This is a genomic window from Microbacterium invictum, from assembly GCF_014197265.1.
GTDB classification, from domain to species: domain Bacteria; phylum Actinomycetota; class Actinomycetes; order Actinomycetales; family Microbacteriaceae; genus Microbacterium; species Microbacterium invictum.
In genome coordinates this window covers 696,344-721,162 of record NZ_JACIFH010000001.1, presented here as the reverse complement: position 1 = coordinate 721,162, position 24,819 = coordinate 696,344, and the positions used below count along the sequence as shown (strand labels likewise).

The 24,819-nt window shown below is 67.2% G+C and carries 26 protein-coding genes and 1 tRNA gene; 5 read left to right on the top strand and 22 right to left on the bottom strand.

The window, feature by feature from the left end; translation table 11 throughout:
- Positions 1–48: 48 nt before the first annotated feature.
- The 5 genes from BKA10_RS03515 to BKA10_RS03495 all read right to left on the bottom strand — a co-directional run bounded on the left by BKA10_RS03515 (position 49) and on the right by BKA10_RS03495 (position 4,072).
- A complete protein-coding gene (locus BKA10_RS03515; protein ID WP_183498614.1) occupies positions 49–795 on the bottom strand; it encodes an ATP-binding protein in 747 nt (248 codons plus the stop codon).
- Positions 792–2,354 carry an IS21 family transposase gene (gene istA / locus BKA10_RS03510; protein WP_183498613.1) on the bottom strand — a complete coding sequence of 521 codons (1,563 nt, stop codon included), beginning with the start codon at positions 2,352–2,354 and terminating at the stop codon, positions 792–794. The genes BKA10_RS03515 and istA overlap by 4 nt, the downstream gene beginning before the upstream one ends.
- Before the next feature lie 159 nt (positions 2,355–2,513).
- Entirely contained in the window at positions 2,514–2,669 is a 156-nt protein-coding gene (locus tag BKA10_RS03505) for a hypothetical protein (RefSeq protein ID WP_183498612.1), read from the bottom strand.
- A gap of 119 nt (positions 2,670–2,788) precedes the next feature.
- Positions 2,789–3,001 carry a hypothetical protein gene (locus BKA10_RS16590; RefSeq protein ID WP_241740038.1) on the bottom strand — a complete coding sequence of 71 codons (213 nt, stop codon included), beginning with the start codon at positions 2,999–3,001 and terminating at the stop codon, positions 2,789–2,791.
- Positions 3,002–3,439: 438 nt separating this feature from the next.
- Positions 3,440–4,072, bottom strand: coding sequence for a hypothetical protein (locus BKA10_RS03495; protein WP_206686736.1), 633 nt, complete (start codon positions 4,070–4,072; stop codon positions 3,440–3,442).
- A gap of 153 nt (positions 4,073–4,225) precedes the next feature.
- Between BKA10_RS03495 and BKA10_RS03490 the strand changes: the two genes are divergently transcribed.
- Positions 4,226–4,372 carry a helix-turn-helix domain-containing protein gene (locus tag BKA10_RS03490; RefSeq protein WP_081782657.1) on the top strand — a complete coding sequence of 49 codons (147 nt, stop codon included), beginning with the start codon at positions 4,226–4,228 and terminating at the stop codon, positions 4,370–4,372.
- Positions 4,373–4,420: 48 nt separating this feature from the next.
- On the opposite strand, the gene BKA10_RS03485 is transcribed toward BKA10_RS03490, so the two are convergent.
- The 12 genes from BKA10_RS03485 to BKA10_RS03430 form a co-directional block, all read right to left on the bottom strand.
- Positions 4,421–7,171 (bottom strand): AAA family ATPase, encoded by a 2,751-nt coding sequence (locus tag BKA10_RS03485; RefSeq protein WP_183498611.1) that lies wholly within the window; start codon positions 7,169–7,171, stop codon positions 4,421–4,423.
- 414 nt (positions 7,172–7,585) lie between these two features.
- The gene (locus tag BKA10_RS03480) at positions 7,586–7,831 is read right to left on the bottom strand and encodes an SHOCT domain-containing protein (protein ID WP_183498610.1); all 246 of its coding nucleotides are present in this window, start codon (positions 7,829–7,831) and stop codon (positions 7,586–7,588) included.
- A gap of 316 nt (positions 7,832–8,147) precedes the next feature.
- Positions 8,148–8,333 (bottom strand): YHS domain-containing protein, encoded by a 186-nt coding sequence (locus BKA10_RS03475; RefSeq protein ID WP_081782656.1) that lies wholly within the window; start codon positions 8,331–8,333, stop codon positions 8,148–8,150.
- 36 nt (positions 8,334–8,369) lie between these two features.
- Complete coding sequence (locus BKA10_RS03470; protein ID WP_183498609.1) at positions 8,370–10,886, bottom strand: heavy metal translocating P-type ATPase; 2,517 nt, start codon at positions 10,884–10,886, stop codon at positions 8,370–8,372.
- Between the two features lie 35 nt (positions 10,887–10,921).
- Positions 10,922–11,803 carry a WD40/YVTN/BNR-like repeat-containing protein gene (locus BKA10_RS03465; protein ID WP_183498608.1) on the bottom strand — a complete coding sequence of 294 codons (882 nt, stop codon included), beginning with the start codon at positions 11,801–11,803 and terminating at the stop codon, positions 10,922–10,924.
- A gap of 18 nt (positions 11,804–11,821) precedes the next feature.
- The gene (locus BKA10_RS03460) at positions 11,822–12,406 is read right to left on the bottom strand and encodes a DUF305 domain-containing protein (RefSeq protein ID WP_183498607.1); all 585 of its coding nucleotides are present in this window, start codon (positions 12,404–12,406) and stop codon (positions 11,822–11,824) included.
- Between the two features lie 89 nt (positions 12,407–12,495).
- On the bottom strand, positions 12,496–12,912 hold the full coding sequence (locus tag BKA10_RS03455; RefSeq protein WP_206686735.1) for a DUF6153 family protein: 417 nt from the start codon (positions 12,910–12,912) through the stop codon (positions 12,496–12,498).
- 71 nt (positions 12,913–12,983) lie between these two features.
- On the bottom strand, positions 12,984–15,257 hold the full coding sequence (locus tag BKA10_RS03450; protein WP_183498606.1) for a heavy metal translocating P-type ATPase: 2,274 nt from the start codon (positions 15,255–15,257) through the stop codon (positions 12,984–12,986).
- Positions 15,254–15,580, bottom strand: coding sequence for a heavy-metal-associated domain-containing protein (locus BKA10_RS03445; protein ID WP_183498605.1), 327 nt, complete (start codon positions 15,578–15,580; stop codon positions 15,254–15,256). The genes BKA10_RS03450 and BKA10_RS03445 overlap by 4 nt, the downstream gene beginning before the upstream one ends.
- Before the next feature lie 31 nt (positions 15,581–15,611).
- Positions 15,612–15,893 (bottom strand): metal-sensitive transcriptional regulator, encoded by a 282-nt coding sequence (locus tag BKA10_RS03440; protein WP_028495388.1) that lies wholly within the window; start codon positions 15,891–15,893, stop codon positions 15,612–15,614.
- Between the two features lie 127 nt (positions 15,894–16,020).
- Positions 16,021–16,638, bottom strand: coding sequence for a DUF305 domain-containing protein (locus tag BKA10_RS03435; RefSeq protein ID WP_206686734.1), 618 nt, complete (start codon positions 16,636–16,638; stop codon positions 16,021–16,023).
- A gap of 33 nt (positions 16,639–16,671) precedes the next feature.
- Positions 16,672–17,076 carry a four-helix bundle copper-binding protein gene (locus BKA10_RS03430; protein WP_183498604.1) on the bottom strand — a complete coding sequence of 135 codons (405 nt, stop codon included), beginning with the start codon at positions 17,074–17,076 and terminating at the stop codon, positions 16,672–16,674.
- Between the two features lie 228 nt (positions 17,077–17,304).
- Between BKA10_RS03430 and cmtR the strand changes: the two genes are divergently transcribed.
- From cmtR to BKA10_RS03415, 3 genes are all read left to right on the top strand, one after another.
- The gene (gene cmtR / locus BKA10_RS03425) at positions 17,305–17,658 is read left to right on the top strand and encodes a Cd(II)/Pb(II)-sensing metalloregulatory transcriptional regulator CmtR (protein WP_183498603.1); all 354 of its coding nucleotides are present in this window, start codon (positions 17,305–17,307) and stop codon (positions 17,656–17,658) included.
- Positions 17,607–18,311, top strand: a complete 705-nt coding sequence (locus tag BKA10_RS03420) for a cation diffusion facilitator family transporter (protein WP_373695451.1) — start codon at positions 17,607–17,609, stop codon at positions 18,309–18,311. Before cmtR ends, BKA10_RS03420 begins: the two co-directional genes overlap by 52 nt.
- Before the next feature lie 97 nt (positions 18,312–18,408).
- The gene (locus BKA10_RS03415) at positions 18,409–19,536 is read left to right on the top strand and encodes a site-specific integrase (protein WP_028495383.1); all 1,128 of its coding nucleotides are present in this window, start codon (positions 18,409–18,411) and stop codon (positions 19,534–19,536) included.
- Positions 19,537–19,791: 255 nt separating this feature from the next.
- Here the strand turns inward: BKA10_RS03415 and BKA10_RS03410 are convergent.
- Positions 19,792–19,867, bottom strand: a tRNA-Glu gene (locus BKA10_RS03410).
- A 95-nt stretch (positions 19,868–19,962) separates the two neighbouring features.
- On the opposite strand from BKA10_RS03410, the gene BKA10_RS03405 reads away from it, so the two are divergent.
- A complete protein-coding gene (locus BKA10_RS03405; RefSeq protein WP_183498602.1) occupies positions 19,963–20,601 on the top strand; it encodes an MBL fold metallo-hydrolase in 639 nt (212 codons plus the stop codon).
- A gap of 74 nt (positions 20,602–20,675) precedes the next feature.
- Here BKA10_RS03405 and BKA10_RS03400 read toward each other — a convergent pair whose 3' ends face one another.
- From BKA10_RS03400 to BKA10_RS03385, 4 genes are read right to left on the bottom strand one after another with little or no spacing between them, the layout of a single operon-like run.
- On the bottom strand, positions 20,676–20,945 hold the full coding sequence (locus BKA10_RS03400; protein WP_183498601.1) for an HPr family phosphocarrier protein: 270 nt from the start codon (positions 20,943–20,945) through the stop codon (positions 20,676–20,678).
- A gap of 18 nt (positions 20,946–20,963) precedes the next feature.
- Positions 20,964–23,006: a PTS fructose transporter subunit IIABC gene (locus BKA10_RS03395; protein ID WP_183498600.1), complete on the bottom strand. Its 2,043-nt coding sequence runs from the start codon at positions 23,004–23,006 to the stop codon at positions 20,964–20,966.
- 23 nt (positions 23,007–23,029) lie between these two features.
- Entirely contained in the window at positions 23,030–23,980 is a 951-nt protein-coding gene (locus BKA10_RS03390; protein WP_183498599.1) for a 1-phosphofructokinase family hexose kinase, read from the bottom strand.
- On the bottom strand, positions 23,977–24,762 hold the full coding sequence (locus tag BKA10_RS03385) for a DeoR/GlpR family DNA-binding transcription regulator (RefSeq protein WP_183498598.1): 786 nt from the start codon (positions 24,760–24,762) through the stop codon (positions 23,977–23,979). Before BKA10_RS03385 ends, BKA10_RS03390 begins: the two co-directional genes overlap by 4 nt.
- Positions 24,763–24,819: the final 57 nt, after the last annotated feature.

The window sequence follows — 24,819 nt, the reverse complement described above, 5'->3', positions numbered from 1 at the left end:
TATTGCCGGTGAGCGCCACCCGGTGATGGCAACGCTCACCGGCGCCGGTCAGGCCGTCCTGGCGGTGTGTTCGCGCATGTTGGTGCTGCCGGTCTCGATCCAGATGGTGTTGTGGACGATGCGGTCCATGATCGCGTCGGCGTGGACTCCGCCGCCGAGGCGTTGGTGCCAGTCCTTCTTCGCGTACTGGGTGCAGAACACCGTCGAGGTGGCGTCGTAGCGGCGCTCGAGCAGCTCGAGCAGCATGCCGCGAACGCTGTCATCGGGGTTGTCGAGGAGCCATTCGTCGATCACGAGGAGCGTGAACGCCGCGTATTTGCGGAGCCACTTCTCCTTCCCCGCGGGCCGGTCGCGGGCGGTGGCCCAGGATTCTTCGAGGTCGGGCATGCGGATGTAGTGCGCCCGGTAGCGGTGCTGACAGGCCTGCTTCGCCAACGCCGATCCGAGGTAGCTCTTCCCGGACCCGGTGAAGCCTTGGAAGACGACGTTCTGCTGCCGGGTGATGAACTGGCAGGTGCCGAGTTGCGCGATCACCCCGCGGTCAAGACCCCGCTGCTCGAGCAGGTCGACTCGCCGCAGGTCCGCGTTCGGGTAGCGGAGACCGGCCCGCCGGATGAGGCCTTCGACCTTGGCGTGGGTGAAGGTGGCGTGGGCGTCGTCGACGGCGAGCTTGACGCGTTCTTCGAACGCCATTCCCAACGTGAGGCTGTCGTCCTGGACCTCGAACGCGTCGACCAGCGACGTCACCCCCATCTCACGCAGCTTCCGCTTCGTCTCCGAGTCGAGCCGGCTCATCGGATGTCACCGGCGTAGTAGTCCGCGCCGCGGACGTATCCGGTCGGCCCCGTAGTCGCGGGTTCAGCCCATGGGCTCCTCCCGTCGGGTTGGTCCTGGTTCGTCTCGAGGATGGGCCGCAGATGCGCGTAGCGCGGAGATCTCACCCGGGACGCGAGGGCGATCCCGGCGGCGGCTTCGACCCGAGCGGCGGAGTAGCGGCGGGTGAGCCGCAACACCGCCAAAGCCGCGTCCAGGCCCTGCTCGTCGACGGGCACGGACTCGAAGATCCGATTCACCACGATCGTGGTGTCCTCCCCGATCCGGCCCGCCCACTCGCGAACACGTTCGGCGTCCCATTGCCGGTAGCGGGGACCGTCGGGCAGATCGCTGTCGTGGGTGCGATACTCGTTCACCATCCCGACCGGAGCGAGCAGGTGGCTCGTCAGCCGCTCCTGCCCGGCGAAGATCTCGACCGTGGTGTCGGTGACCCGCAGATCAACACTCCGACCGATGTTCGGGTAGGGCACGGAGTAGAAGTTGCGCTCGAACACGACGTGCCCGTTCTTCTGAACCCGGCGCCGGTAGAACCACCTCGAGATCTCAAACGGGACCACCGGAAGCGGCCGCAGCAGCGGCTTCTCCTCCGAGTCGAACACGCTCAGCCTTGACCCGGCGCGCTTTTGGAACGGCTCCGCGTTGTAAGCGGCCACGCGTTCGTAGACGACCGCCCGCAACTCCGCCAAGCTCGCGAAGCTTCGGTCGCGGAGGGATGCGATCACCCAGGTCGCGACGTTCCCGACCGTGTTCTCGACACTGGCCTTGTCTTTCGGCTTCTTCACCCGCCCCGGGAGCACCGCCGCGGAGTAGTGCGCCGCGAGTTCCCGATACGCATCGTTGAGCACCACCTCACCTTCCGCCGGGTGCTTCAGCACCCCGGTCTTGAGGTTGTCCGGGACGACACGCGGGACACTCCCGCCGAACCAGTCGAACATCGACACGTGCGCGCGCAACCAGGCGTCCTGCTGCATGTCCAGCGTCGGCTCCACGAACGAGTAGCGGGAGAACGGCAGCGTCGCAACGAACAAGTAGACCCGCGTCTGCTGCCCGGTGACCGGGTCGGTCAGCTGCATCGTCTTGCCCGACCAGTCGACCTCGACCGTCTGCCCCGCCTTGTGCCCCACCCGCGACGCCGCCCCGGAGATGAGGACGTGCTGCTGGTAGGCCTTGCAGAACCTGTCGTATCCCATCGCCGTCGATCCCGCCGCCCGGCAGGCGTCGACATACTCGCCATGCAGCAGCTTCAGCGTCACCCCGACCCGCGCGAGCTCCCGGTGCACCCTGTCCCAGTCCGGCTGCGCGTGAACGCTGTCATGTTCACCACGACCAGGAAACAGCCGCGCATACACGTCCGCTTCCTCGAGCTTGGCGACGTCGTCCCAACCGATCCCTTCCCGGTCGGCGGCGTCGATGACCGCCGCCACACTCGTCCGGGACATGCCCTGCGCGGCGATCTGCCTCCCCGTGAACCCCTCCGCGCGAAGCCGAAGCACCAGCTTCGCCTTGATCTTGCGTACCATCCGAATCACTCCTTCTGCCGTGTGATTGGCCACGCGGCAGAAGGAGCCTAGGAACGGTGGCCCTCAACCCCAATATTCGGTGGCCCTCACCGACACGATCGCGTCGATGAGCGAGTGGCCCTGAACCGCAATATCAGTGGCCCTCAGAGGAGCGAATACTCACATCACCCCGGCATCCCATGCGGTCGCGAACGAATGGTCTACGGAGTTGTGCTGTGCCCACCCGGCGAGGATCAGCTCGCTTATCCGTTCCTCATCGACAATGCTGATCCGTGATTCATACGCTCGCTCGGTCTGCGGGATCGGATCGGTCACCCGCGCTCGCGGATGCTGTCGGTAGTGCCACGTCGATCGCGACACACCCGCCAACTCCAGCGCCCGCCGCTGGGATCCGAGGATCCCGGTCAGCTCGACGACGAGGTCGTTCTCGGCGGTCAGGAACCGTTCGTATCGGTCTTCGTCGGGGACTCGGCGGGCTCTTGCTCGCTCATCGTGTGCAAGAGCCCGATAGCTTTTCCCAGAGCCTTGTTGGTCTCCTCCAGCTCCCGCACCCGCGCGGTCAACCGCTCGACCTCGGCCGCCTGGGCGGCGCGTTCGCGGGCACGCTGCTTCTCCAGCGCGGTGCGCTTGCTCGGCGGGACGATCATCTCACTACCTTCTCGCGGGATCAGCCCACGGTCGAGATCGCCTTCGAACACCGCGTCCCGCCACCGCCGCATCCGCTTTTACGACACGCCCCGCGCATCCAGCCACGGACCCTTCTGCCCATGCGGCTGCACCTGATACTCGTGCACGAGCTCGCGGATCTCCGCCGCCGTGAACCCCGGACTGATCGTCATTACCCTGCGTCCCTACTGATCGTGAACCGACTCACAATCAGCCTGGCAAAGAGGGGAGAGAGCGTTTTTGAGTCAAATCTGCAGGTTGACGCGGCCGAGAATCATTGTTTTTATGCGGTTCTATGCACCAAGTTATCGACACGTGTCGGTTTCAAATGTGGGCAAAATGTGGGCAAAGGCCAAGTTACCGCCCCATCCCGATTACCTCTGCGATGTCACATGACGATCCAGGGGACGACTCTTGCGTCATAGGCCGATTGATGGCCCGCCGGGACTGGAGGGTCCACTGTGTGGCCGGCTGGGGTCGTACGGTCCGGCACCGGGGAAGTACCGGTCGACGGTTGGTGCTCGCCGGGGCTCCTGGATTCGGACCTCCGGCGCAAGGCCGATATCGCGCGCGCGACTCATGAAGCGCGTCGCAGTGCTCTGACTGATCTTCAGAGTGTCGGAGACGAGCTTGAGCGGAGGGTAGCTGAGAGCGGTCGCGACGCGGTAGATCGCGATCGCGTCGAGGATGGAGTCTCTTTGCTCGCGTCCTTCCCGAGCGAGTTGGCGAGCGAGGAACACTCGGGCACCGATGGGCTGGCTCTCGCCGACATCCACTGTGACCACATCGAGTGCTGAATTCGTCATGATCCAGTGCGTGCGGACTTCACGCAGCACCTGGCTCGTGATGTCGACGCCTCCCCCCTCGCGCTCGAGGGCGGCGAATGCGACAGCGGAGCGACCGAGTGCTGCATCCCACTCCACGCGTACCGTGATCGTGCCAGGGACATCCTTTTCGCCCGATACGCGTGCGTGCCACGATCGCGGCACGCTCACTCCGCTCCCGAGATCGATCCGCTCGTCACCGATGTCGTACGTCTGCAGCTCCGCCATGGAACCCACTATTCCACTCCGCCGGAGAATTCGCGAAGATGACTGTCGATCTTGGCTCACATCTGTGGTACTTTGCGTCGAAGGGAGACTGACGCTGTTGGCTCAAACGTGAGGAAGGCCATGAATCGCTCATCGGATTGTCTGGCTCTGACGATGAAGGATGCCGCGAAGCTCGTCGGCGTCGACTACCGCACGATCAAGTTGGGCATGGAGAACGGGACTATTCCGTCGGTCCAACTGGGGCTGCGGCGAATGATCCCGCGCGCCGCACTCCTGCGCGTGTTCGGCGTCGACGCCTGATCACGAGTTGCTCCTGACGTTTCTGGATCACGGACCAGGAGAGGGCCCTCAGAGCGACAGCCCGCCGCGCGAGGCAGAAGAGTTCGGCGTAACCCATGGTGTCGACGCCTCGAGTGATCGCGCGCGTGCCGCTCGCCGCAGCTCGGCGTCTGCCGCGCGCATCGCGTCCTGGATCGTCAGCTCGGTCGTGCCGCGCATCATCGTCGCGCCGATGTTGCCGATCGCATCCTGGTCGGTCCGGGCGATCGTGACGGCCACGTTCTGGTGCCGCCCGCGCGTCAGGCCGACGTAGAGGCCGGCCGCGTCGACATCCGGCCCCACCACTGCGGCATCCGTCGTCTCGCCTTGAATGCCATGCACCGTCGACGCGTACGCAAGTTGCAGGTGATCGAGCGCGTATTCGCGGCTCACCCGGCGAATCTCACCACTGTCACCGACCGAGGCGAGGTCAATGCTTGCATCCCAAATGTTGCGCACCACCCATTGCGCACGATTCTCAACCCCGGTGCGCGGATCATTGCGGCGGGTCTGCACGATGTCGCCAACCAGGATGTGCTGCTCCCCCATCCCCAGCGCCAGCGTCGTGGGATCCAGCTCACCGTCATTGACCCGTCGTTGCTGGATGGCGTCGTTGATCGCGTCCGCCTCATCATTGGTACCGGCGACCAGCGCAACGCGCTTGCTGCGGGCGTGCCAATCGAAGTAGGCCGCGACCATTGCGTCGCGTGCTTCCTCCGCGCTGGCCACCCGCTGCACGTGCCCGTGTTCGAGCAACTCCCCCGCGACTTGGAGTGCGTCGTCGCGGTCGCGGGGGTTGCGGACGCGCAGCGTGAGCGCGGCGTACTCGGGATCGCTGAACCGGTGCACGGTGTCGAGTTCGACGGATGCTGTCGCGTAGCGCACCGCGGATGCCATCGCTCCTGCATGCCCGACCGGGAGTGCCTGGTTCGGGTCTCCCACCATCGCCACGCCGACACCGTGCTCGAGGGCGAGATCGACAAGCGCGGCCGCAGTCTGCAGGTCGACCATGCCGGCCTCGTCCACCACGATCCGATCGCCCCTCCGGAGGACGAATCTGGCTGGCCCGTCGTAGACAACCCCCGTCGTCGGGTCCGCCTCGCCGCGGGACAGACGCGCCCAGACTTGGGCTCCGGCGGAGTCAGTGTGCCAGCGGTAGCCGTGGTCGGCGAGCAGCGCGTGCAGGCTCGAGGCCGCGGCACCGACTTCGCGCGATGCGACCGATGCCGCCTTCCGGGTCGGCGCGACCACCAGCATCCGTCGCCGCTGTCCTGCCAGTCCCGCGTATGCGACGCGCAACATCGTGGTCTTGCCCGCGCCAGCCGGCCCGGTGACCGCCACCAGCCCACCCCTCCCCGCGATCGCGCCCGCTGCTGCGAGCTGCGAGGCATCCAGGGTGTCGATGTCCTCGATGGATGCTGCGGCACGACCTAGCTCGGTCGGCAGGAGTGAGCGGCCGGGTGAGGCGAGAGCATCGAGGCGCCCTGAGAGACGGATCTTCAGGCGCATCGTCTCGGTCGCCATGTACGCCTTCACGTGACCGGGAATGTCCGCGCCCCCAGCGAGGCGCACGGACTTGCGATGCGCTCGTTCGGAGATCTCGTCGATCGTCGCGGTCAACGTGTCGCGCGGCGCGATCACGCCGCTGCGCGAGAGGGCGCGAATGGCGCCGGCACGAAGATCGAACGAGCTGAACCGGCCGCCAGAACGGGTCGACCGCGCGTCGGCGTCTACGACCGCAGCATCCGACAGCAGATCTAGGTCCAGCGCGTCCGTCGGCGTCGCGGTGTGCGCGATCGGAGACCGATCGCGGGTGAGTGCTGGATCGATAACCTCCAGCTCGTCGCGGACCGTTGCCTCCCAGGACTGCTCGTCCAGGTGGGCCGGCTTGTTCGGGCGCGACATCGCCCACGCTCGACGGTCAATCTGCGTCAGAACCCGGATGCTGGGGCGCGCACCGTCGTGCTCGGCGGTCCATACCGCAACCAGCCTCGCTCGGTTCCGCTCGATTTGCGCTGACCGACGCGAGAAGGGCCGTACCGCTCCGGCGAGCTGCGCCACCTCTCCGTCGTCATCGAGAGTGAATCCGTGGCGCTCGAGGGCGGCCATCCACTGCGGGTCAGTGCGGGCAGCGAGATCGCCTTCGGCATTGATCACCGTGTGCAGCTTCATCGCGACGCGTGAGTCGACGTTCGACCACTTGCCGTCCTCACCGAGGACCTTGATGTTCAACCACATATGACGGTGAGCGTGCGGGTCCAGCGCCCGTGAGCGACGATGCTGCAGCTCGACGACCTCGATGCGGGTGATGTCCTCTCGGATCAGCCCACCGTGACCACGGCGCGCGTTCAGCTCGCGCTGCCAGGTCAGCAGGATTTGATCCCGCAGCCGGTCCTGCAGCGCCTCAAACTCGGTCGCGAGTTCCGGATGCAGCAACGCAGCGATGCTGTACGACTTCGGGTGATTGAGCGTGCCGTCCAGCAAGAGGTCGGCGTCAGCGCTCAGCCGTTGCCGGCCGCGCTCCTCACCACTGACAGGGTCGTGGCCCGTGATCCACACACGAAGCCCGCCGGCAGTGAGTTCGTCGGCGGAGATGCGGCCGTGGTCGACGACGAAACGCGCAACAGTCGAGTCCGATGCCAGACCATACGCTTCGAGCGCATCACCACCGGACGCGTGCTGGAGATGAGCGTCACAGGTCCCCTCGAGCGCGTACGCAATCGCGTGTCGTACCCCTCGGGACTCAACCCCACGCTTCCACCGCTCAAGGCCACCTCGCATGCAGTCAGAGTAGGGCTGGTTTTTACGTTTGGCCAGGACGTTTTACGCCTTGAAGGTACCTGTGGCGGGATGCGCCTAAATGGTACCGATCAGGCGCCCCACCGCGATGGGTGCCTGCGTGCATTGCTGTTCATCGGTGTTCCGGACTTTGACCGTTTCGGCTCCGACGCTGTCGGTGGCAGCCGCCGGGTTGTGCGTTGTGTTGCGCTGCTCGATCGAGGCCGCATGGCGACCAGGGCGATCTCTTGAGGCGAAGTTTCGATTCGCGTGTCGCCGACGCTCGAGTCTCCCCGCGGTCTCGAATGGCGCTGAACGACTATGGGCTTGCTCGCCACGACCCGCAGACAGAACGAGGGTCCTATTGCGTCGAACGCTCCAACTGCACCCCGGCTGACCCGTCGGACGGGACCGTGCTCAGGTGCGTTCTTCGAGCGCCCGCACGACCTGTCGAAATTCGTCTGGGGTGATCTCGCCGCGCGCAAGGCGTTCCTCGGCGATCTGACGCGCTGTGTTCGGCGCCGACGGAACCTGTCCCCCACGCGGAGACGAACCTGAAGCTGCGGTGCGGACGATCAAGATGATGACTGCCGCCAAGATGAGCAGCAACATCACGCCGCCGAACCACATCCAGCCCCACCCGAAGCCGTTTCCGTACATCATGAGCTGACCGCCCTTCTATCCGCCTGCCTGGCCGATCCGTGACTCCAGCTTGCGCTGAAGCTTGAGCGTCCCTATAGGTCGAACGTCCCGCGGTGCAAAGCACGGCATACTTCTCATGAACCTTCCCGGGGACATTGATGATTGCCAAGTCGACGGCTCCGAAACCGCGTGTCGTGGGTGATCGACGTAAAGACATGCGAGGCGCGTGTGCGGCCTCTTCGCGATGGATGCTAACGAAAACAGCGTTTCAGGCACCATCCGGACACGAGCTCCCAGCCAGCCTGACGGTGGACGGTTCCTCGGTCTCGGCGATAGCTCACGGGTGTCCGTATCGGTGGGGATCGGCGTCGAAAGCCTTGGCGCATCCGATTGAGCAGAAGTAGAACGTGGTGCCGCCGTGCTCTCGGGTTGTGGCGGCTGTGGCGGGGTCGATCAGCATTCCGCAGACCGGGTCAGTGACTAATACTGTGTTGTCGGTCGTGTCGTCGGTGTGGTGTGTCATGGGATTCTCCTCGGGTTGGGGTCAGGCAGGGGACCGTCAGGATGCTGCGGGAGCGGGAGCGGGAGCGGGAGCGGGAGGTGAGGGCAGGCGCAGCCTCTTGAGCAGGAGCGCGTTGACGGCGACGATGACGCTGGAGCCGGACATGGAGATGGCGGCGATCTCCGGGCTGAGCATGATCCCCAGCGAGGAGACGAACACGCCGGCGGCGATCGGGAGGGCAACGGCGTTGTAGCCGATGGCCCAGCCGAGGTTCTGTCGCATCTTGCGAACGGTGCCTTTTCCGATCCGCAGCGCGATCGCGACGTCGAGCGGGTCGGAGCGCATCAGAACGACATCAGCAGTCTCGATGGCCACATCGGTTCCTGCGCCGATGGCGATGCCCAGGTCTGCTTGAGCGAGGGCGGGGGCGTCGTTCACGCCGTCGCCGACCATGGCAACCTTCTTGCCCGCGCATTGCAGCTCGGCGATCCGTGCGGACTTGTCCTCGGGGAGGACTTCGGCGATCACGGTGTCGATGCCCAACAGGGAAGCGATCCGCTTTGCCGTGGGTTCGTTGTCGCCGGTGAGCATGACGACCTCGATGCCAGCCTCGTGCAGGGCCGTGACCGCTGCGGCGGCGGTTTCTCGCGGCGCGTCCGCCAGCGCGATCACCCCCGCTGCCTCGCCGTCCACCGCGAATGCGATGGCGGTGCGGCCGGTGGAGGCCAGTCCGTGGAGGGCTGCCTCGATGGGGCTGATGTCGATGCCCTCGTCGGCCATCAAACGGGTGTTGCCCATCACCACGCGGTGGCCGTCGACGGTGGCGACCGCGCCGAGCCCGGTCACGTTCCGGAATGCGCTGGCGGTGCGTCGGGGGATGTTGCGGGCGTCGGCGTAGGCGACGACCGCCCTGGCGAGCGGATGCTCAGATTCGCGTTCCGCTGCGGCCGCGAGGGAGAGCAGTTCGATGTCGTTCATGCCGATCGGCAGGTAGTCCGTGACTTCGGGTTCGCCCTTGGTCAGAGTGCCGGTCTTGTCGAGGACGACCATATCGATATGGGCAGCGGATTCCAGGGCGCTGGCGTTCTTGAACAGCACGCCGCGTTTGGCGCCGAGTCCGGTGCCGACCATGATCGCAGTCGGTGTGGCCAGGCCGAGCGCGTCGGGGCAGGTGATCACCACGACGGTGATGGCGAACAGGATCGCCGTGGGCACCGGCGCGCCGGTGAGCCACCAGGCCAGGAAGGTGACCGTGCCGCCGATCAGGGCGACCAGGACCAGCCAGAACGCGGCACGGTCGGCGAGGCGTTGCCCGGGGGCCTTGGAGTTCTGCGCTTCCTGAACGAGGGCGACGATCTGCGCGAGGGCGGTGTCGGCGCCGACCTTGGTGGCCCGCACCCGGAGGGTCCCGGTGGTGTTGACGGTGGCCCCGATCACCTCGGAGCCGGGCGTCTTGAGGACCGGCAGGCTCTCTCCGGTCACCATCGATTCGTCGATCTCCGAGTCGCCTTCTTCGACGGTGCCGTCGGTCGGGATCTTCGCGCCGGGTCGCACCAGCATGAGATCGCCGGGGACGACGTCGGCGGTGGGCACCTCGACCTCTTCGCCGTCGCGGAGCACGACGGCGCGGGGAGGGGCGAGCTCGAGCAGGGTGCGAATCGCGTCGTTCGCCCCGCCGCGGGCGCGCATCTCCACCCAGTGGCCGAGCAGAACGAAGGCGGCAAGCACGGTGGCTGCCTCATAGAACACTTCACCGCCGCCGGTGAGGGTGACCGCCACGCTGTACAGCCAGCCGGTGCCGACACCGACCGCGACCAGCACCATCATGTCCAGGGTCCGGGCTCGGAGCGCGCGGAAAGCACCATCGAAGAAGATCCAGGCGGAGTAGAAGATCACCGGCAGCGAGAGGATCAGCGAGAAAACGTCATCGCGCAGCCCGAACGGTGCGGGAACGGTGAACCCCAGCACCTCCCGGCCGATCGGGGACCACAAGATGATCGGCACGGACAGCACGGCGGCCACGATGAAACGGTTGCGCATATCGCGGATCATCGACGCCATGGACATTCCCGCGTGGCTTCCGCCGTGCCCCATCACATCCTGCATGCTGCGGTCGGCCATCTCGTGGCCGCCGTGATCCGGAGCTTGGTGTGGGCCCTGGCTCGCGGGGGTCTCGCCGCCTACAGGTGCGGGGCTGGTCATCGCGGCGTGATCGTGAGCCGGGCTCGCCGGGCCCAGGGGCCGTGCATCGCCGGGCGCCGGCACGTGTGGTTCGGTCAGGGGCGGGCGGTGGTCGGTGTGCGCCGGCCGGGTGGGGTCGTCGGCGGGATCGCAGATGTGCTCGGGGACGGACTGCCCGGCGCAGTGGTAGCCGCACTCGATGATCCACTGCCGCAGCTGATCCTGTGAGGTCAGCTCCGGGTTGAAGGTCACGTTCGCGGTCTGGGAGACCGGGTTCGCCTCGACATCAGTGACACCCGCCTGCCGCAGCAGGGTGGCCTCGACCGTGGCCTTGGAGGACGCCCAGGACAACCCCTCGACTTCCAACACCACGGTTCGCGTCGCGTTGCTCATGGTCTTCTCTTCTCGGTGATCGGCGGACGTCGGGTTCATTGTGAAGCGTCCGTCCTGATGACAGTCCGCCAGGTGTTTCCGGCGTCGGTGGTTATGCGCACTCCGCCCTCGTCAGCGATGGCGACAGCTCCGTCGAAGCTGGCCGCGATTGCCGAAGCGGCGCCGGTGGCGTGCCCGGCGGTCTTCCAGACGGCCCCCTCGGTCGTGCTTCCGGTCCAGATCGTGCCGTCCGCATCGACCCCGATGATGCCCTCCTCCGCTGTCGGGTCGGCCGTGATCACCAGAAGCGCCGGGGCGTTGGCGACCGCGGTGAAGGTGATGCCGCCGTCGCGGCTGACCACCAGACCCTCCGGAGTGGTGGCAGTGACCACATCGGCTTTCATCGGGTCGATGCTGATGTCACGTGCCGTCAGCGGGCCAAGGTCCTCCCAGGTCTGCCCGGCATCACTGCTCGCCGCGAGGACCGCCCGGTCGGACGGAAGCCCGAGGAGGAAGTCGGGGGCGGCGGGGGTGGCGGCGAGAAGGTGGAAGTCGGTGACGCCTGCCAGCGACACCTGTTCCCAGCCGGCGTCGCTGTAGCGGACCAGGCCCACGTTGGGGGCAGTGAAGGTGTGGTCCTGGTTGGCCGGGTCAGGGTGGCCGGACGCGAGGATGGTGTCCGCGTGGACGGTCAGTCCCATCGCATCGAAGGTGGTCTTCCCGACCAGGGAGGTGTCGTCCGTCGTCGGGTCGACCCGGTAGACACCGGTGTGTGCGCCGACCAACACCGCCCCGTCCGGGTCGAAAGCGACGTCGTGGACGTGCGGGATGAGATCGAGCGAGGTCTCATTCTCGGGTACAGCCGCGCATGCGGCGGCGGTCAGGACAACCGTGGTGGCGAGGCCAAAAGCGGCGAGAGTGCGTGTATGTGTCTTCATGGTGGCGGTCTCCCTGGGTCAGAGTGTCGCGAGAATGTCCTCCATCGTGGTGATCTCGGTGGTCTGTGAGGCGATGATGGCCTCTGCGAGGGCGATCACGTCGGCGTTCTGGCCGTTCTCGACCTCGGTCTGCGCCATGTCGATCGCGCCCTGATGGTGGACGATCATCTGCTCCAGGAAGAGGCGGGACGCCTCCACACCACTGGCGTCCTCGAGGGCTTGCATGTCGGTGTCGGACATCATCCCGTGGTCCATGCCGCCCATGTCCCCCATCGGGGTGCCCCAGTCATCGAGCCAGGACTCCATCAGCTCGATCTCCGGGCCTTGGGCGGCCTTGATCTGCTCCGCCAGGGTGCTGACGCGCTCGTCGATGCCGTCCTTGCCGAGGATCATGTCGGCCATCTCAACGGCTTGTTCGTGATGGGGAATCATCATCATCGTGAACTGCATGTCGGCGTTGTTCACGTCGGCAGCGGGAGACGCCGACGAGCCCATTCCGGGCATGTTGGGCATCCCGCCGCTGCCGGTGGTGCCGGCGCAGCCGGCGAGGGCGAGCAGGGCGGTCAGGGTGATCGCGGCGGTCGCCGCGGCACGGTTCTTCATGTGGTTCTCCTCAGTCGTCTGTGTGGCGCGCACGATCGGTGTGATCGCGCGCGAAAGCTCGGCTGCCCTGACGGGTCAGCGAGCTGCCATCACGTACGACTGATGCAGAGAACGAGAAGAGAGGGTGGTCGGGACAGCGCTGCCCGGCCGGCGACCATGAGGGGTCCGGCGCGGCCGAACACGACACCCCAGCTGACGCCAGCGCGGGGCAGGAGGAAAAGCAGCGATACGACCAGGAGGGCAAGGACGCACGCCATCGCGAGCATGGCTTCATGCCCACCGCAGTCGGGGCAACCGTCGTCAGCCGGTGGCGCATCGTGGCCGTGGGCGGCGCCGGCTTCCTGCACGGACACGGCGGCGGCAGGCTCGGCGTGGCCTGTCGGGGCGGCCAGCGCGTGCATGGCGAGCAGCCCGATGATGAGCGCGGCGGTGAGGGCGATGAGCAACAGCACAGAGTGACCCAGCCCGGAAGGGCCGCGACGCAGATGCTGCGCGAGAGTGATCATCGAGAACTCACCTCCTCCCCTTCAGGGTAATCGTCCCTGGCGGCCGGCATGGAACCGCCAGCCGCCAGGTCTCAAACGTGCTGCGGTTCCCGCGCCACGGGTGCGGTCGGTACCGTCGGCGCCGGCGCTGGGCGGAACCGTCGCAGGCGGAGGCTGTTGGTCACCACAAACACCGACGACAGGGCCATCGCTGCGGCGGCAACCAGGGGGTTGAGCAGGCCGAGCATCGCGATCGGGATCGCGGCGATGTTGTACGCGAACGCCCAGAACAGGTTGCCCTTGATGGTGCCCAGCGTCCGGCGCGACAGTCGGATCGCATCCGCGACAACCAGGAGATCGCCGGAGGCGATGGTTACGTCGCTGGCGGCGATGGCGGCGTCCGTCCCGCCGCCCATCGCGATGCCGAGGTCGGCCGCGGCGAGGGCGGCGGCATCGTTCACACCGTCGCCGACCATGGCCACCACACGCCCCGAGGATTGCAGCTGCCGGATGGCGTCGAGCTTTCCTGCGGGGGTGACCCCAGCCCGAACCTCATCGATGCCGACCAGACCCGCGATGTGCTCGGCGGCGCCGGCGTTGTCGCCCGTGAGCAGCACGGGACGCAGGCCCAGGGCGCGGAATCGGGCGATCGCGTCCGCGCTGGTGGGCTTGACGGTGTCGGAGACCGCGACGATGCCGAGGAAGTCCCCGTCGCGGGCGACCGCGATCACCGTGCCCCCAGCAGCCTCCAGCACCTCAGCCTCACCGCGGAAACGGATCGGCAGATGAACGGACCACTGGTCCTGCACCCACTCCGGGCGTCCAGCCACGACGAGCGAGCCTTCCAGAACGGCCTGGACGCCGAACCCGGCGTGCGACGCGAACGACTCCGCCACCGGTGCCGCGCCACCATGAGCGCTCGCGATGGCCCGCGCCACGGGGTGTTCGGATCCCCACTCCGCGCCGGCGGCGATCCGCAGCAACTCGTCATCGGTAACGCCGGGCGCCGCCGAGACGGTGGTGACGGTCATCGCGCCCTGGGTGATGGTTCCGGTCTTGTCCAGCACGATCGTGTCGACCTGACGGGTCTGCTCAAGCACCTGCGGCCCACGAATGAGGATGCCCAGCTGTGACCCGCGTCCGGTGCCGACCAGCAGCGCGGTCGGAGTGGCCAAGCCCAGCGCGCACGGGCACGCGATGATCAGCGTCGCCACCGCAGCAGTGAACGCGACCTCGACGGACCCACCGACCAGCATCCACCCGACGAAAGCGACGATGGCCAGGAGGATCACGATCGGAACGAACACGGCCGAGACCCGGTCGGCGAGACGCTGCACGCGCGCCTTGCCGGTCTGAGCGTCATCCATCAGCCGCTGCATCCGCGCCAGCTCCGTGTCCGCCCCGACCCTCGTGATCTCGACGATCAGGCGTCCGCCAACGTTCACGGTGGCGCCCACGACGCGGGATCCGACGGTGACCTCGACCGGCACGGATTCGCCGGTCAGCATGCTGGCGTCGATCGCCGAGGCGCCGTCGACGACGAGCCCGTCCGAGGGGATCTTCTCGCCGGGGCGCACCAGCACCCGGTCCCCGACGGCAAGCTGTGCGACCGGAACACGCTGCTCCACCCCGCCGACGAGGCGCGTGGCGTCCTTGGCGCCGAGTTCGAGCAGGGCGCGCAACGCCTCGGAGGAGGACTTCTTCGCCCGGGCTTCGGCGTACCGGCCGGCCAGGATGAACACCGTGACGAGGGCGGCGACTTCCAGGTAGATCTCCCCGCTTCCCGCTTCCGGGCTGCCGAAGAGGGTGAAGGTCATGTGCATGCCCGGCATCCCCGCCATCCCGAAGAACAGCGCGTACAACGACCAGCCGAAAGCGGCGATCACGCCAACGCTGATCAGGGTGTCCATCGTGGCGGCGCCGTGGCGGGCGTTCACGAACGCTGCGCGGTGGAACGGCCAGGCGCCCCACACCGCGACCGGCGCGGTCAGGGTCAGCGCGAGCCACTGCCAGTAGGTGAACTGCAGCACCGGGATCATCGACATGAGCGCGACCGGCACGGCCAGGGCCGTGCTGATCAGCAGCCGGCGTCGCAGGGACACCAGCTCGACGTCGTCGGGGGGTGTTGCGGCCGTTGTGAACTCATCGATGACGGGGGCGGGAAGCGTCGCGGAGTAGCCGGCGGATTCGACCGCCGCGATCAGCTGCGCCGTCTCCACCCCGTCGGCGTGCACGCGCGCCTTCTCGGTCGCGTAATTGACCGTCGCCTCCACACCCGGGATCTTGTTGAGCTTGCGCTCGATCCGGGTCGCGCAGGATGCGCAGGTCATCCCCGAGATCTCGAGGTCCACATCGACGGTGCTCATGCGGGTGTGCCGGCGAGGGCGTACCCCGCCTCCTCCACCGCGGCTCGCACGCGTGCGGCATCGATCGGCGCGGCGCTGTGGATCGTGACCCGTGAGGTGCCGCCGGCGTTCAGGTCGACCGAGACGTTGTCGACACCGTCGATCGCGGAGATCTCCTCGGTGACGCTCATCACGCAGTGCGAGCAGGTCATCCCCTCAACCAGCACCTCTTCGGTGATCGTGGATGCGGCGGGCTGCGTGTCGGGGACGGATGCCGTGGCGCAGCAGCTGCATCCGGCGGCGGAGTCGGTCAGGCCCAGGTCGGTGCGCTCGTTCGTGGTCATGATGTGTGTCCTTTCGGTTCAGGGGTAGGGGTCAGGAGCGGACAAGGCGAGCGATCGCCTCGTTCGCTTCTCGGATCTTCTCTTCGGCTACCGGGCCGCCTTCAGCTGCAGCCTCAGCGACGCAGTGGGACAGATGATCCGCCAGCAGCGACAACGCGACCGTCTCCAGCGCGCTCGTCGCCGCCGACACCTGGGTGAGGATGTCGATGCAGTACTTGTCGTTGTCGACCATTCGCGCGATGCCGCGCACCTGCCCCTCAGCCCGGCTCAGCCGCTTCAGCAGATCATCTTTGTTTCCCGCATAACCGTTCATGACTCCCTACTATACCCCCCTAGGGTATAGATGGCGTTGTCACGCTCAGCGCGCGGGGGGCGAGGAAAGTCTCACGCTCGCCTGCCAGCGGGAAGGCTCCGCGCGTCCGGCGGCGGACAGTCCAGAACTACTCGGTGGTGGTCTCGTTCGCGCAGCTTCGGTCTGCTTCTCCCGAGAAGGTTGGCGCGGCTCGCGAGGCCGCCTCTTCCGGAGTGGTTGCCGGCCCGTTGGTTTGAATGTCGTCGATAAGCCAGTCCATCAGGAGGATCTCCCGTTTCTGCGCCTCGATGATCTCGACGGCCAGCTCGCAGACGCGCACGTCTTGTATCTGTGCGCGCTCGGACCGCGTGATGGCGAGGGAGTGGTGCGGGATCATCCCATTCATGAACGCGGTGTCGCCGACGGTGATCTGGCTGCGATCCAGAAACACGCCTCCGGCGATCAGGAGGATTCCGACGCCGACGATGGCGATGTTCGCCTTGGTGTTCTTGTACATGTTCAGCATCCAGGCGATCATCACGAGCACCATGGCGCCGCCCATGGTGACGGTCATGAACACCCGGCTCTGACTGAACCGGATGTGGCTCCACTCCCATGAGCCGACGAACATGACCCAGTACATGACGACCATGGCAGTGAGGATCATCGCCGCGAATCGCAGGTACATCGCAGCCGACGTGCGGGGCTTGTCGTCTTCCGAGTGTTGGTGATCTGAGGTGTGCTGATCGTTATCGGTTTTCGACATCAGAGGCGTCCTTTCTTTGCTCGATCTGACTCTCTACAGGCTGCGCAGCAGTTCCTCACAGGCCTGCTCGCAGCGTCGGCATGACTCCGCGCACACACGGCAGTGCTCGTGCATGTCTGCGTGACGCTCGCACTCGTCTGCGCATGCTCTACATGCCGATCGGCACGCTTCCACGGCCGCTCGGGTGATGTTCGCGTCGTACCCGGTGTGCCGTGACAGCACACGCGCCGTGATCGCGCACAGGTCGGCGCAGTCCAGATTGGTGCGAATGCACTTCGTCAGCTCCGCGACCATCTCCTCGCTCAAGCAAGCGTCCGCGCACGCAGTGCAGGCCTGCGCGCACTCCACACACGCGTCGATACAACGCGCCAGCGCCCTCTCATCAACATTCCCGAGACTCTTCGGGTAGGTGCGCAGCATGACCTCGGTGACCGTCATGGCCGTCTCCTTTCGAAGGGGTTTGAACGCCGGTAACGTAAGCCGCTCGCAACGCGCACAGTAAGGGCCTTGCATACTCCACCGGGGTACGGTAACCCGCAATAAGCGACGGCCGCGGGGTTGTGTCACCGGCGCAACCTCGCGGCTGAGATGGGCGCCATGCGTGTGCTCGTTTGGGCCCCTGGCGAAGATCCGCCGTCGGTACAGCAAGCACTGTATAGTCATCGAGTGCTGACTATCGCGAATCGCCTGGATGTCATGAATCGACTGGGACGGGCAATGGCCGACCCGACACGATCGCGGATTCTGATGACCCTGCTCGGCGGCCCGAGCTATCCGGCTGTACTCGCTCGCGAACTGGAACTATCCCGGTCTAATGTCTCCAACCACCTCACCTGCCTTCGCGACTGCGGCATCGTGATCGCCGAGCCCGAGGGGCGTCAAACTCGCTACGAGATTGCTGATGGCCATCTGGCCGTCGCGCTCACCGCTCTCGTGGATGTCACCCTGGCGGTCGATGAGAGCGCGCCGTGCGTGGACGCATCCTGCACGGTTCCCGGCTGCTGCGAGGTCGCACCGTGACGACGCTCACGCCTGAGCGACGGGAGCGGCTGCATCGCCGTGTGCGGTTCATCGTCGCTTTCACGATCACCTACAACGTGCTCGAGGCGGTCATCGCGATCTGGGCGGGTGTGCTCGCCTCTTCTGCCGCTCTCATCGGGTTCGGTTTGGACTCTGTCGTCGAAGTGCTCTCGGCCGTCGCGGTGGCGTGGCAGTTCACCCGGAAGGATCCGGAGCGGTGGGAGAAGGCCACGGTTCGCGCGATCGGGCTCGCGTTCTTCGCCCTCGCGGGCTACGTCACCATCGACGCGATCCTGAGCCTCGTCTCGAGAGACGCCCCCGAGCACAGTCCGCTCGGCCTCGGGATCACCGCGTTGAGCCTGCTGGTGATGCCAGCGCTCGCCTGGTACGAAACGCGCACAGGTCGAGAACTCGGATCCAAGAGCGTGCTCGCCGACGCGAAGCAGCTACTGCTCTGTGTCTACCTCTCCGGCGCCGTATTCATCGGTCTGATTCTGAACAGCCTTCTCGGATGGTGGTGGGCCGACTCTGTCGCCGCGCTCGTCGTCGCAGCCCTCGCCGTCCGTGAAGGCATCGAAGCGTGGCGCGGAGACATCGAGTCTCCCTTCGAGGTCCTCAGTGAGATGAAAGAGGATGGCCGAGGATCCGCGTAATCCCGCGATTCTCGCCCGCGCGCAGCGACTCGCGCTCACCACGATGGCCTGACTCCGGACGGAGGCGATGTCGGGTGGCCTGTCTACACTCTCGAGCATGGGCAGCATATCCCCATACGATTCGGCGCAGGGCCGCCGGTACCGCGTGCGATACCGCAAGCCCGACCAGACCCAGACGGACAAGCGCGGCTTCCGAACAAAGCGCGAGGCCGAACTCTTTCTGGCGTCAGTCGAATTAGACAAGGCTCGCGGCGGCTACATCGATCCGGGTAGGGCGCGCGTCACGGTCGAGCAGTGGATGGCAATCTGGCTCTCGTCGCGCACCGACGTGCGGGCGACCACCCGAGATCGCATCGAGGGGATCATCGCTAAGCACGTCAATCCGAAGCTTGGACATCTGCCACTCAGCGACGTGACCCGACTGGGGGTGCAGCAATGGGCGTCCACGCTGCCTGGCGAACCTGCCACGGTCCGCAAGATCGTCCTCGTGCTATCGGGCGCACTTCAACTCGCCGTTGAGGATGGCCGTCTGTCTCATAACCCCGCCGCGACCCTGCGGCTGGCGAGGACGGTGCAGAAGCGTAAGCGGTACCTCAGCCATGCCGAGGTCGGAGCACTCGCGCAAGCTGTGGGCCGACAACCGAACGGCGCCGAGCTGGGCTACGACATCCTCGTGCTTGTACTGGCATACTGCGGACTCCGTTGGGGCGAAGCGTCGGGATTGCGTGTGAAGGACGTCGACCTGGAACGCAGCCGACTCAACGTAGAGGCCACGGTCGTCATGGTGAAGGGCCACCAGAGGGAGGAGGCGCCGAAGGACTACGAGCACCGGTCGATTCCCATTCCTGCTTTCCTCCGCCCGCACCTCGCCCGCCAGATCGCCGGCCGGTCCCCCCACTCACCGGTCTTCTACGGTCAGCGCACGGGTACGTGGTTGCGCAACGCGGTCTTTCGCCTCGGCTGGTTCAACGACGCGGCTGCCAGTATCGGGTTGACAGGCCTGACTCCGCACGAGTTGCGCCACACGGCGGCGTCTCTGGCGATCTCAGCCGGAGCGAACGTCAAAGCGGTGCAGCGAATGCTCGGCCATGCCAAGGCCAGCGTTACCCTCGACGTGTACGCCGACCTGTTCGAGGAGGATCTCGATGCCGTCGCGGTCTCGCTCAACGCGGCTGCTCTCCAGACGACTGTCGGCGACTTCTACGCTGTGGCTGAGACCGAGTAGACAAACCCCGCTTTGAGCCTCATCGCCCCGGCGAGCACGGCCTGACAGAGTGCGATCGCTGCGCCTCGGGACCTCAAGGCGAGACGGAGTGATGGTCAAAAGCCTGCAAAGACGCCCCGAAATCCGCGTTTCCAGCCGACCATCTGCAGGCAACGACTCTGGGATCCGTGGGCAAAATGTGGGCAGATCCGAACATCGCCCACATGGACGTCCTCCGAGAATGACGAAAACCCCCGGATAACCGGGGGTTTTCGTTGGTGACCCCAGCGGGATTCGAACCCGCGTTACCGCCGTGAGAGGGCGGCGTACTAGGCCGCTATACGATGGGGCCGTTCACGCAACCGTTCGATTATGCCATGCCCCGCACCACTCGACAAAATCGAGCCCGCGCTTGCCTCTGCAGCCCCGGGGGCCTTGACTGGAAGCATGCGCGTCACCAAGCACGAACACGCCTGCCTCCGTCTCGAGAGTGCCGGCAAGACCCTTGTCATCGACCCGGGCAGCTTCACGCTCCCCCTCCAGGAAGTGGATGATCTCGTCGGCATCGTGATCACCCACGAGCACCCCGACCACTGGACCCCCGATCACCTCGATCGACTCCGAAAGGCCTACCCGGACGTGCCGATCTACGGGCCATCGGGGGTCGAGGCCGCGGCGTCCGGCTACGACGTCACCGTCGTCGCGCCGGGCGACACCGTGGCCGTTGCCCCCTTCACGCTGTCGTTCCACGGCGGACGGCACGCGGTGATCCACGAGTCGATCGCCGTCATCGAGAACGTGGGTGTGCTCGTCGACGACGAGTTCTACTACCCGGGCGACTCCTACGCCGTGCCGAAGGGCGCCGATGTGAAGCTGCTCGCCGCACCGGTCGGTGCGCCGTGGCTCAAGATCGGCGAGGCGATGGACTTCGTCCTGGCAGTGGCGCCCCGCCGCGCCTTCGGAACCCACGACATGACCCTGTCGCGCATCGGTCTGGGCATGGCCCGCCAGCGTCTGCAGTGGGCGACCGAGCAGAACGGCGGCGAGTTCCTCAGCCTCGGCCCCGGCGAGAGCGCGGACGTCTGACACGAAGAGACGATGGATGCCGCGGGCGTGAGCACCGCGGCATCCATCGTCTGGTAGAGCGTCTGATCACCCGACTATTCGGCGTCGTGATCCGTCTCGAGGAACGTGACGAGGCTCTCCAGAGCCGCGTCGGCTCCCTCGCCCTCCGCCTTGAGGGTGACGACAGTGCCCTGGGTGGCGCCGAGACCCATGAGGGTGAGGATGCTCCCCGCGTTCAGATCGGGACCGCCTTCGACGGCGATGGTGACGGGAACGCCCGTCGCCTGCACCGCCTGGACGAACAGCTTTGCGGGACGGGCGTGCAAGCCTGAGCTGCTCGCGACGGTGGCGGTGCGTTCTGCCATTTCTCTCTCTCCTCCGGGTTACGCGGCGACCGGCGCGGCGAACGCCGCCTCGGCCTGTTCGAGCTCTTTGCGACCGACGTACTTCTTCAGCACGACGATTGCGAGCGCTGAGACGACCGTACCGGCCACCAGCGCCACGAGGAAACCCCAGACGGGGCTGATGGCGAACAGGACGAAGATGCCGCCGTGGGGCGCGAAGCTGGTCACGCCGAACACCATGCTCAACGCGCCCGTCACGGCGCCGCCCAGCATCGACGCGGGGATCACGCGCAGCGGATCGGCGGCCGCGAACGGGATCGCCCCCTCGCTGATGAACGCCGCGCCCAGCAGCCAGGCGGCCTTGCCGTTCTCCCGCTCCACCGGGGTGAACAGCCCGCGCGCGAGCACCGTGGAGGCCAGCGCCATGGCCAGCGGCGGCACCATGCCGGCGCACATGACCGCCGCCATGATCAAGTACGGCGCGGTGTTCGTCGACGATGCCGCGGCGAGCCCGGTGGTGGCGAACACGTAGGCGACCTTGTTGACCGGTCCCCCGAGGTCGAAGCACATCATGAGGCCGAGGATCACCCCGACGGCGACGACGCCGGCGCTGCTGGCCGTGAGCGCGGTCAGCCCGTCGGTGAGGGCCGTCATCAGCGCCGCGATCGGCCGTCCGAGGAACAGGATCATGAGACCGGATGCCACGATCGACCCGAGCAGCGGGATGATCACGACCGGCATGAGGCCGCGCAGCCAGCGCGGGACGGTGCGGCTGCCCAGCCACCACGCGATGAATCCCGCCAGAAGGCCGCCGAGGATGCCGCCGATGAATCCGGCGTTCATGGTCACGGCGATGGCTCCGGCGACGAAGCCGGGGGCGATGCCCGGACGGTCGGCGATGGCGAAGGCGATGTAGCCGGCCAGGGCGGCGACGAGGAACCCCATCGATGTTGCGCCGATCACGAAGGCGACCGAGCCCAGGTATTCGCCGAGGCCGCCGGCCGGAAGACTCCACAGGGCGTTGTCGATGATGATCTCGAACGCCTTGTCGTCGGCGTTGACATCGACGCCGCCCAAGAGGAATCCGAGCGCGATGAGCAGCCCGCCGCCGGCGACGAATGGGATCATGTAGCTCACGCCGGTGAGCAGGATGCGCTGGATACGCGCGCCCCACGACAGGTTCGCCGTCGAAGCGGTCGCGGTCGCTGCGCCGCCGACGGCGGCAACGCGTGCGGCACCGGGATCGTTGGCCGCAGCGACAGCCTCCGCGACCATCTGGGCGGGCTGTTCGATCCCCCGCTTGACGCCCGAGCGGATCACGGGCTTGCCCGCGAACCGCTGTACTTCGCGCACGTCGACATCGGTCGCGAAGATGACCGCGTCGGCCTGCTCGATGATCTCGATGGGAAGCGCCTGGTATCCACTCGATCCCTGCGGCTCGACCGCGAGATCCACGCCCGCAGCGGCACCGGCGGCGGTCAGCGCGTCGGCGGCCATGAAGGTGTGGGCGATGCCGGTGGCGCAGGACGTGACCGCCACGATGCGTGCCGGTCGTCCGTCGACGGTGAGCTCGGTGCCGGTTGCGCGTTGCGGCTTCACGTCGTCGACCGGCTCGGGCGCCGGCGCAGCGCCCTCGCCGATCGCGTCACGGACAATCGCCACCACTTCCTCATCGGTCGTCGCCGCGCGCAGACCGGACGTGAACTCTTCCCTCATCAGGCTGCGGGCGAGCTTCGAGAGCACCGCGAGGTGCTCCTCCGCGGCGGTGTCGGGGGCCGCGATGAGGAATACGAGATCCGCGCCGCCGTCCGGAGCGCCGAACTCGACGGGAGGATCCAGTCGCGCGAACGCGAGGGATGCCTGCGTGACTGCGGGGCTCTTCGCGTGCGGAATGGCGATTCCGCCCGGCAGACCCGTCTCGTCCTTCTCTTCGCGCGCCCACGCATCGGCGGCGAGCACGGCGGCGTCGGTGGCCCGGCCCTCGGCCGCCACTCGCGCTGCCAGCGCCTGGATGACGGCGCGCTTGTCCCCGCCGAGCGGTTCGTCGAGGCTGACGAGCCGTGGTGTGATCGTTTCAGACACATTGACCTCCTATGGTCGCGTGTTCAGGGGGTGAGAGTCCGCACCGGCACGTCGCCGCTCGGAAGGTCTGTGGGCGCAGGCGCCTGGGTGCCCGGGAGGGATGCCGCTGCCGCCCCGCAGCGGATCGCATGACGCAGGCACTCCGCGGGACCGTGCCCGGCCGAGTCGGCGAGCAGGTACCCCGCAAGCGAACTGTCCCCGGCCCCGACGGTGCTGCGCGCGCGGATGGGCGGAGGCACGGCCGACCACGCCCCCTCGGCTGTCACCAGTACGGCACCGGCCGCACCGAGCGTGACCAGTGCCGCGCCCGCGTGAGCCGGCACGAGCCGCCGCGCGGCTGCGAGCACCGCACCGCTGAGATCGGCGGCGTCGTCGAAGTCCTCGCCGACGAGCTCGGCGAGTTCGTCGTCATTGGGCTTGATGAGGTCAGGGGTACCCGTGGCCACCACCGCGCGCAGCGCCGCACCGGACGTGTCGACCGCGATGCGCGGCGCGGCGGCGCCCCAGCGGGCCCGGACCGCGCGGATCACCTCGACATAGAAGTCGTCGGCGGTCCCCGGCGGGAGGGAACCGGCCAGCACCAGCCACCGAGCGTGCTCGGCAGCCCCGACGACAGCCTCCACCAGGGCGGCGATCTCGGCTGCGGTGGGCACGGTGCCGGGAAGGTTGATCTTGGTGGTCTGACCGCTCGGCGAGGTGATGGCGATGTTGGCACGCACATGCCCAGTCACCGCCACCGGCAGCACGGGCACATCGCTTGCCCGGAGCACGGCGGCGAAGGGGTCTTCGGGGGCCAGCGGCAGAACGGCACGCGTTGCCACCCCGGCCGCGTGCACCACCCGGGACGCATTGATGCCCTTCCCCCCCGCGTCCTCCCGAGCCCCCAGTGCGGACTGGACTTCGCCGACCTGCAGGGCGGCGCCGAGGTCGATCGTGCGGTCGAGCGCGGGGTGCGCCGTGAGCGTGACGATCATGCGAGCCACACGTCCGTGCCGGCCTCCTCGAGCGCCGCCGCGAGGGGCGCCGGCGGTGCGGCGTCGGTGACGAGCAGGTCCACATCGTCCAGCCCGGCGAACGCGACCAGCAGTTCCTGATCGAGCTTCTCCGCATGCGCCAGGGTGATGACGCGACGTGCCGAGGTGACGATTGCACGCTTGACGGCGGCCTCTTCCGGGTCGGGCGTACTGAGTCCGAAGCCTCCCGACACCCCGTTCGTCCCGAGGAAGGCGATGTCGGGGCGAAGACCCTCGATGGCACGCACCGTGCCCGCGCCGACCGCGGCCGCGGTGAGCCCGCGCACTCGACCGCCGATGGCGGTGAGGGCGACGCCGGCGGCGCCGGCCATCAGATGCGCGACGGTCATGGAGTGGGTGACGACCTCGAGCGGCTGCACCCGCTGGGTCTGCCGCTCCAGCAGCAGCTGGGCGAGTGCGGCTGTGGAGGTCCCGGCATCCAGGTACACGGATCCGGTGAAGTCATCGCCGAGTGCGTCGAGCGCGCGGCGCGCGATCGCGCGCTTCGCCTCGCCGTGCCGCTGGGCCCGGTCGACCAGGGAGGACTCGGCGATGCTGCTGGCGCGCTGGGCGACGGCTCCACCGTGCACGCGCCGGACGACGCCGGCACGCTCCAGTTGCGCGAGATCGCGGCGCACGGTCTCGGTGGTGACGTCGAACCGCTGCGCGAGTTCGACGACCGCGACGCTGCCGTCGGCGGCGATCGTCTGCTCGATCAGCTGCTGGCGCTCCGTTGCATACATGTGGTTCTCCTTGCCCGAACCACACAATACAACATGCGCCAACACAATCACAAGGTC

Bases quoted from the DNA above. Each gene is read 5' to 3' on its own strand.
- BKA10_RS03515 (WP_183498614.1), bottom strand. From the start codon at position 795: ATGAGCCGGCTCGACTCGGAGACGAAGCGGAAGCTGCGTGAGATGGGG.
- istA (WP_183498613.1), bottom strand. From the start codon at position 2,354: ATGGTACGCAAGATCAAGGCGAAGCTGGTGCTTCGGCTTCGCGCGGAG.
- BKA10_RS16590 (WP_241740038.1), bottom strand. From the start codon at position 3,001: ATGATCGTCCCGCCGAGCAAGCGCACCGCGCTGGAGAAGCAGCGTGCC.
- BKA10_RS03495 (WP_206686736.1), bottom strand. From the start codon at position 4,072: ATGGCGGAGCTGCAGACGTACGACATCGGTGACGAGCGGATCGATCTC.
- BKA10_RS03490 (WP_081782657.1), top strand. From the start codon at position 4,226: ATGAAGGATGCCGCGAAGCTCGTCGGCGTCGACTACCGCACGATCAAG.
- BKA10_RS03485 (WP_183498611.1), bottom strand. From the start codon at position 7,171: ATGCGAGGTGGCCTTGAGCGGTGGAAGCGTGGGGTTGAGTCCCGAGGG.
- BKA10_RS03480 (WP_183498610.1), bottom strand. From the start codon at position 7,831: ATGATGTACGGAAACGGCTTCGGGTGGGGCTGGATGTGGTTCGGCGGC.
- BKA10_RS03475 (WP_081782656.1), bottom strand. From the start codon at position 8,333: ATGACACACCACACCGACGACACGACCGACAACACAGTATTAGTCACT.
- BKA10_RS03470 (WP_183498609.1), bottom strand. From the start codon at position 10,886: ATGAGCAACGCGACGCGAACCGTGGTGTTGGAAGTCGAGGGGTTGTCC.
- BKA10_RS03465 (WP_183498608.1), bottom strand. From the start codon at position 11,803: ATGAAGACACATACACGCACTCTCGCCGCTTTTGGCCTCGCCACCACG.
- BKA10_RS03460 (WP_183498607.1), bottom strand. From the start codon at position 12,406: ATGAAGAACCGTGCCGCGGCGACCGCCGCGATCACCCTGACCGCCCTG.
- BKA10_RS03455 (WP_206686735.1), bottom strand. From the start codon at position 12,912: ATGATCACTCTCGCGCAGCATCTGCGTCGCGGCCCTTCCGGGCTGGGT.
- BKA10_RS03450 (WP_183498606.1), bottom strand. From the start codon at position 15,257: ATGAGCACCGTCGATGTGGACCTCGAGATCTCGGGGATGACCTGCGCA.
- BKA10_RS03445 (WP_183498605.1), bottom strand. From the start codon at position 15,580: ATGACCACGAACGAGCGCACCGACCTGGGCCTGACCGACTCCGCCGCC.
- BKA10_RS03440 (WP_028495388.1), bottom strand. From the start codon at position 15,893: ATGAACGGTTATGCGGGAAACAAAGATGATCTGCTGAAGCGGCTGAGC.
- BKA10_RS03435 (WP_206686734.1), bottom strand. From the start codon at position 16,638: ATGTCGAAAACCGATAACGATCAGCACACCTCAGATCACCAACACTCG.
- BKA10_RS03430 (WP_183498604.1), bottom strand. From the start codon at position 17,076: ATGACGGTCACCGAGGTCATGCTGCGCACCTACCCGAAGAGTCTCGGG.
- BKA10_RS03415 (WP_028495383.1), top strand. From the start codon at position 18,409: ATGGGCAGCATATCCCCATACGATTCGGCGCAGGGCCGCCGGTACCGC.
- BKA10_RS03405 (WP_183498602.1), top strand. From the start codon at position 19,963: ATGCGCGTCACCAAGCACGAACACGCCTGCCTCCGTCTCGAGAGTGCC.
- BKA10_RS03400 (WP_183498601.1), bottom strand. From the start codon at position 20,945: ATGGCAGAACGCACCGCCACCGTCGCGAGCAGCTCAGGCTTGCACGCC.
- BKA10_RS03390 (WP_183498599.1), bottom strand. From the start codon at position 23,980: ATGATCGTCACGCTCACGGCGCACCCCGCGCTCGACCGCACGATCGAC.
- BKA10_RS03385 (WP_183498598.1), bottom strand. From the start codon at position 24,762: ATGTATGCAACGGAGCGCCAGCAGCTGATCGAGCAGACGATCGCCGCC.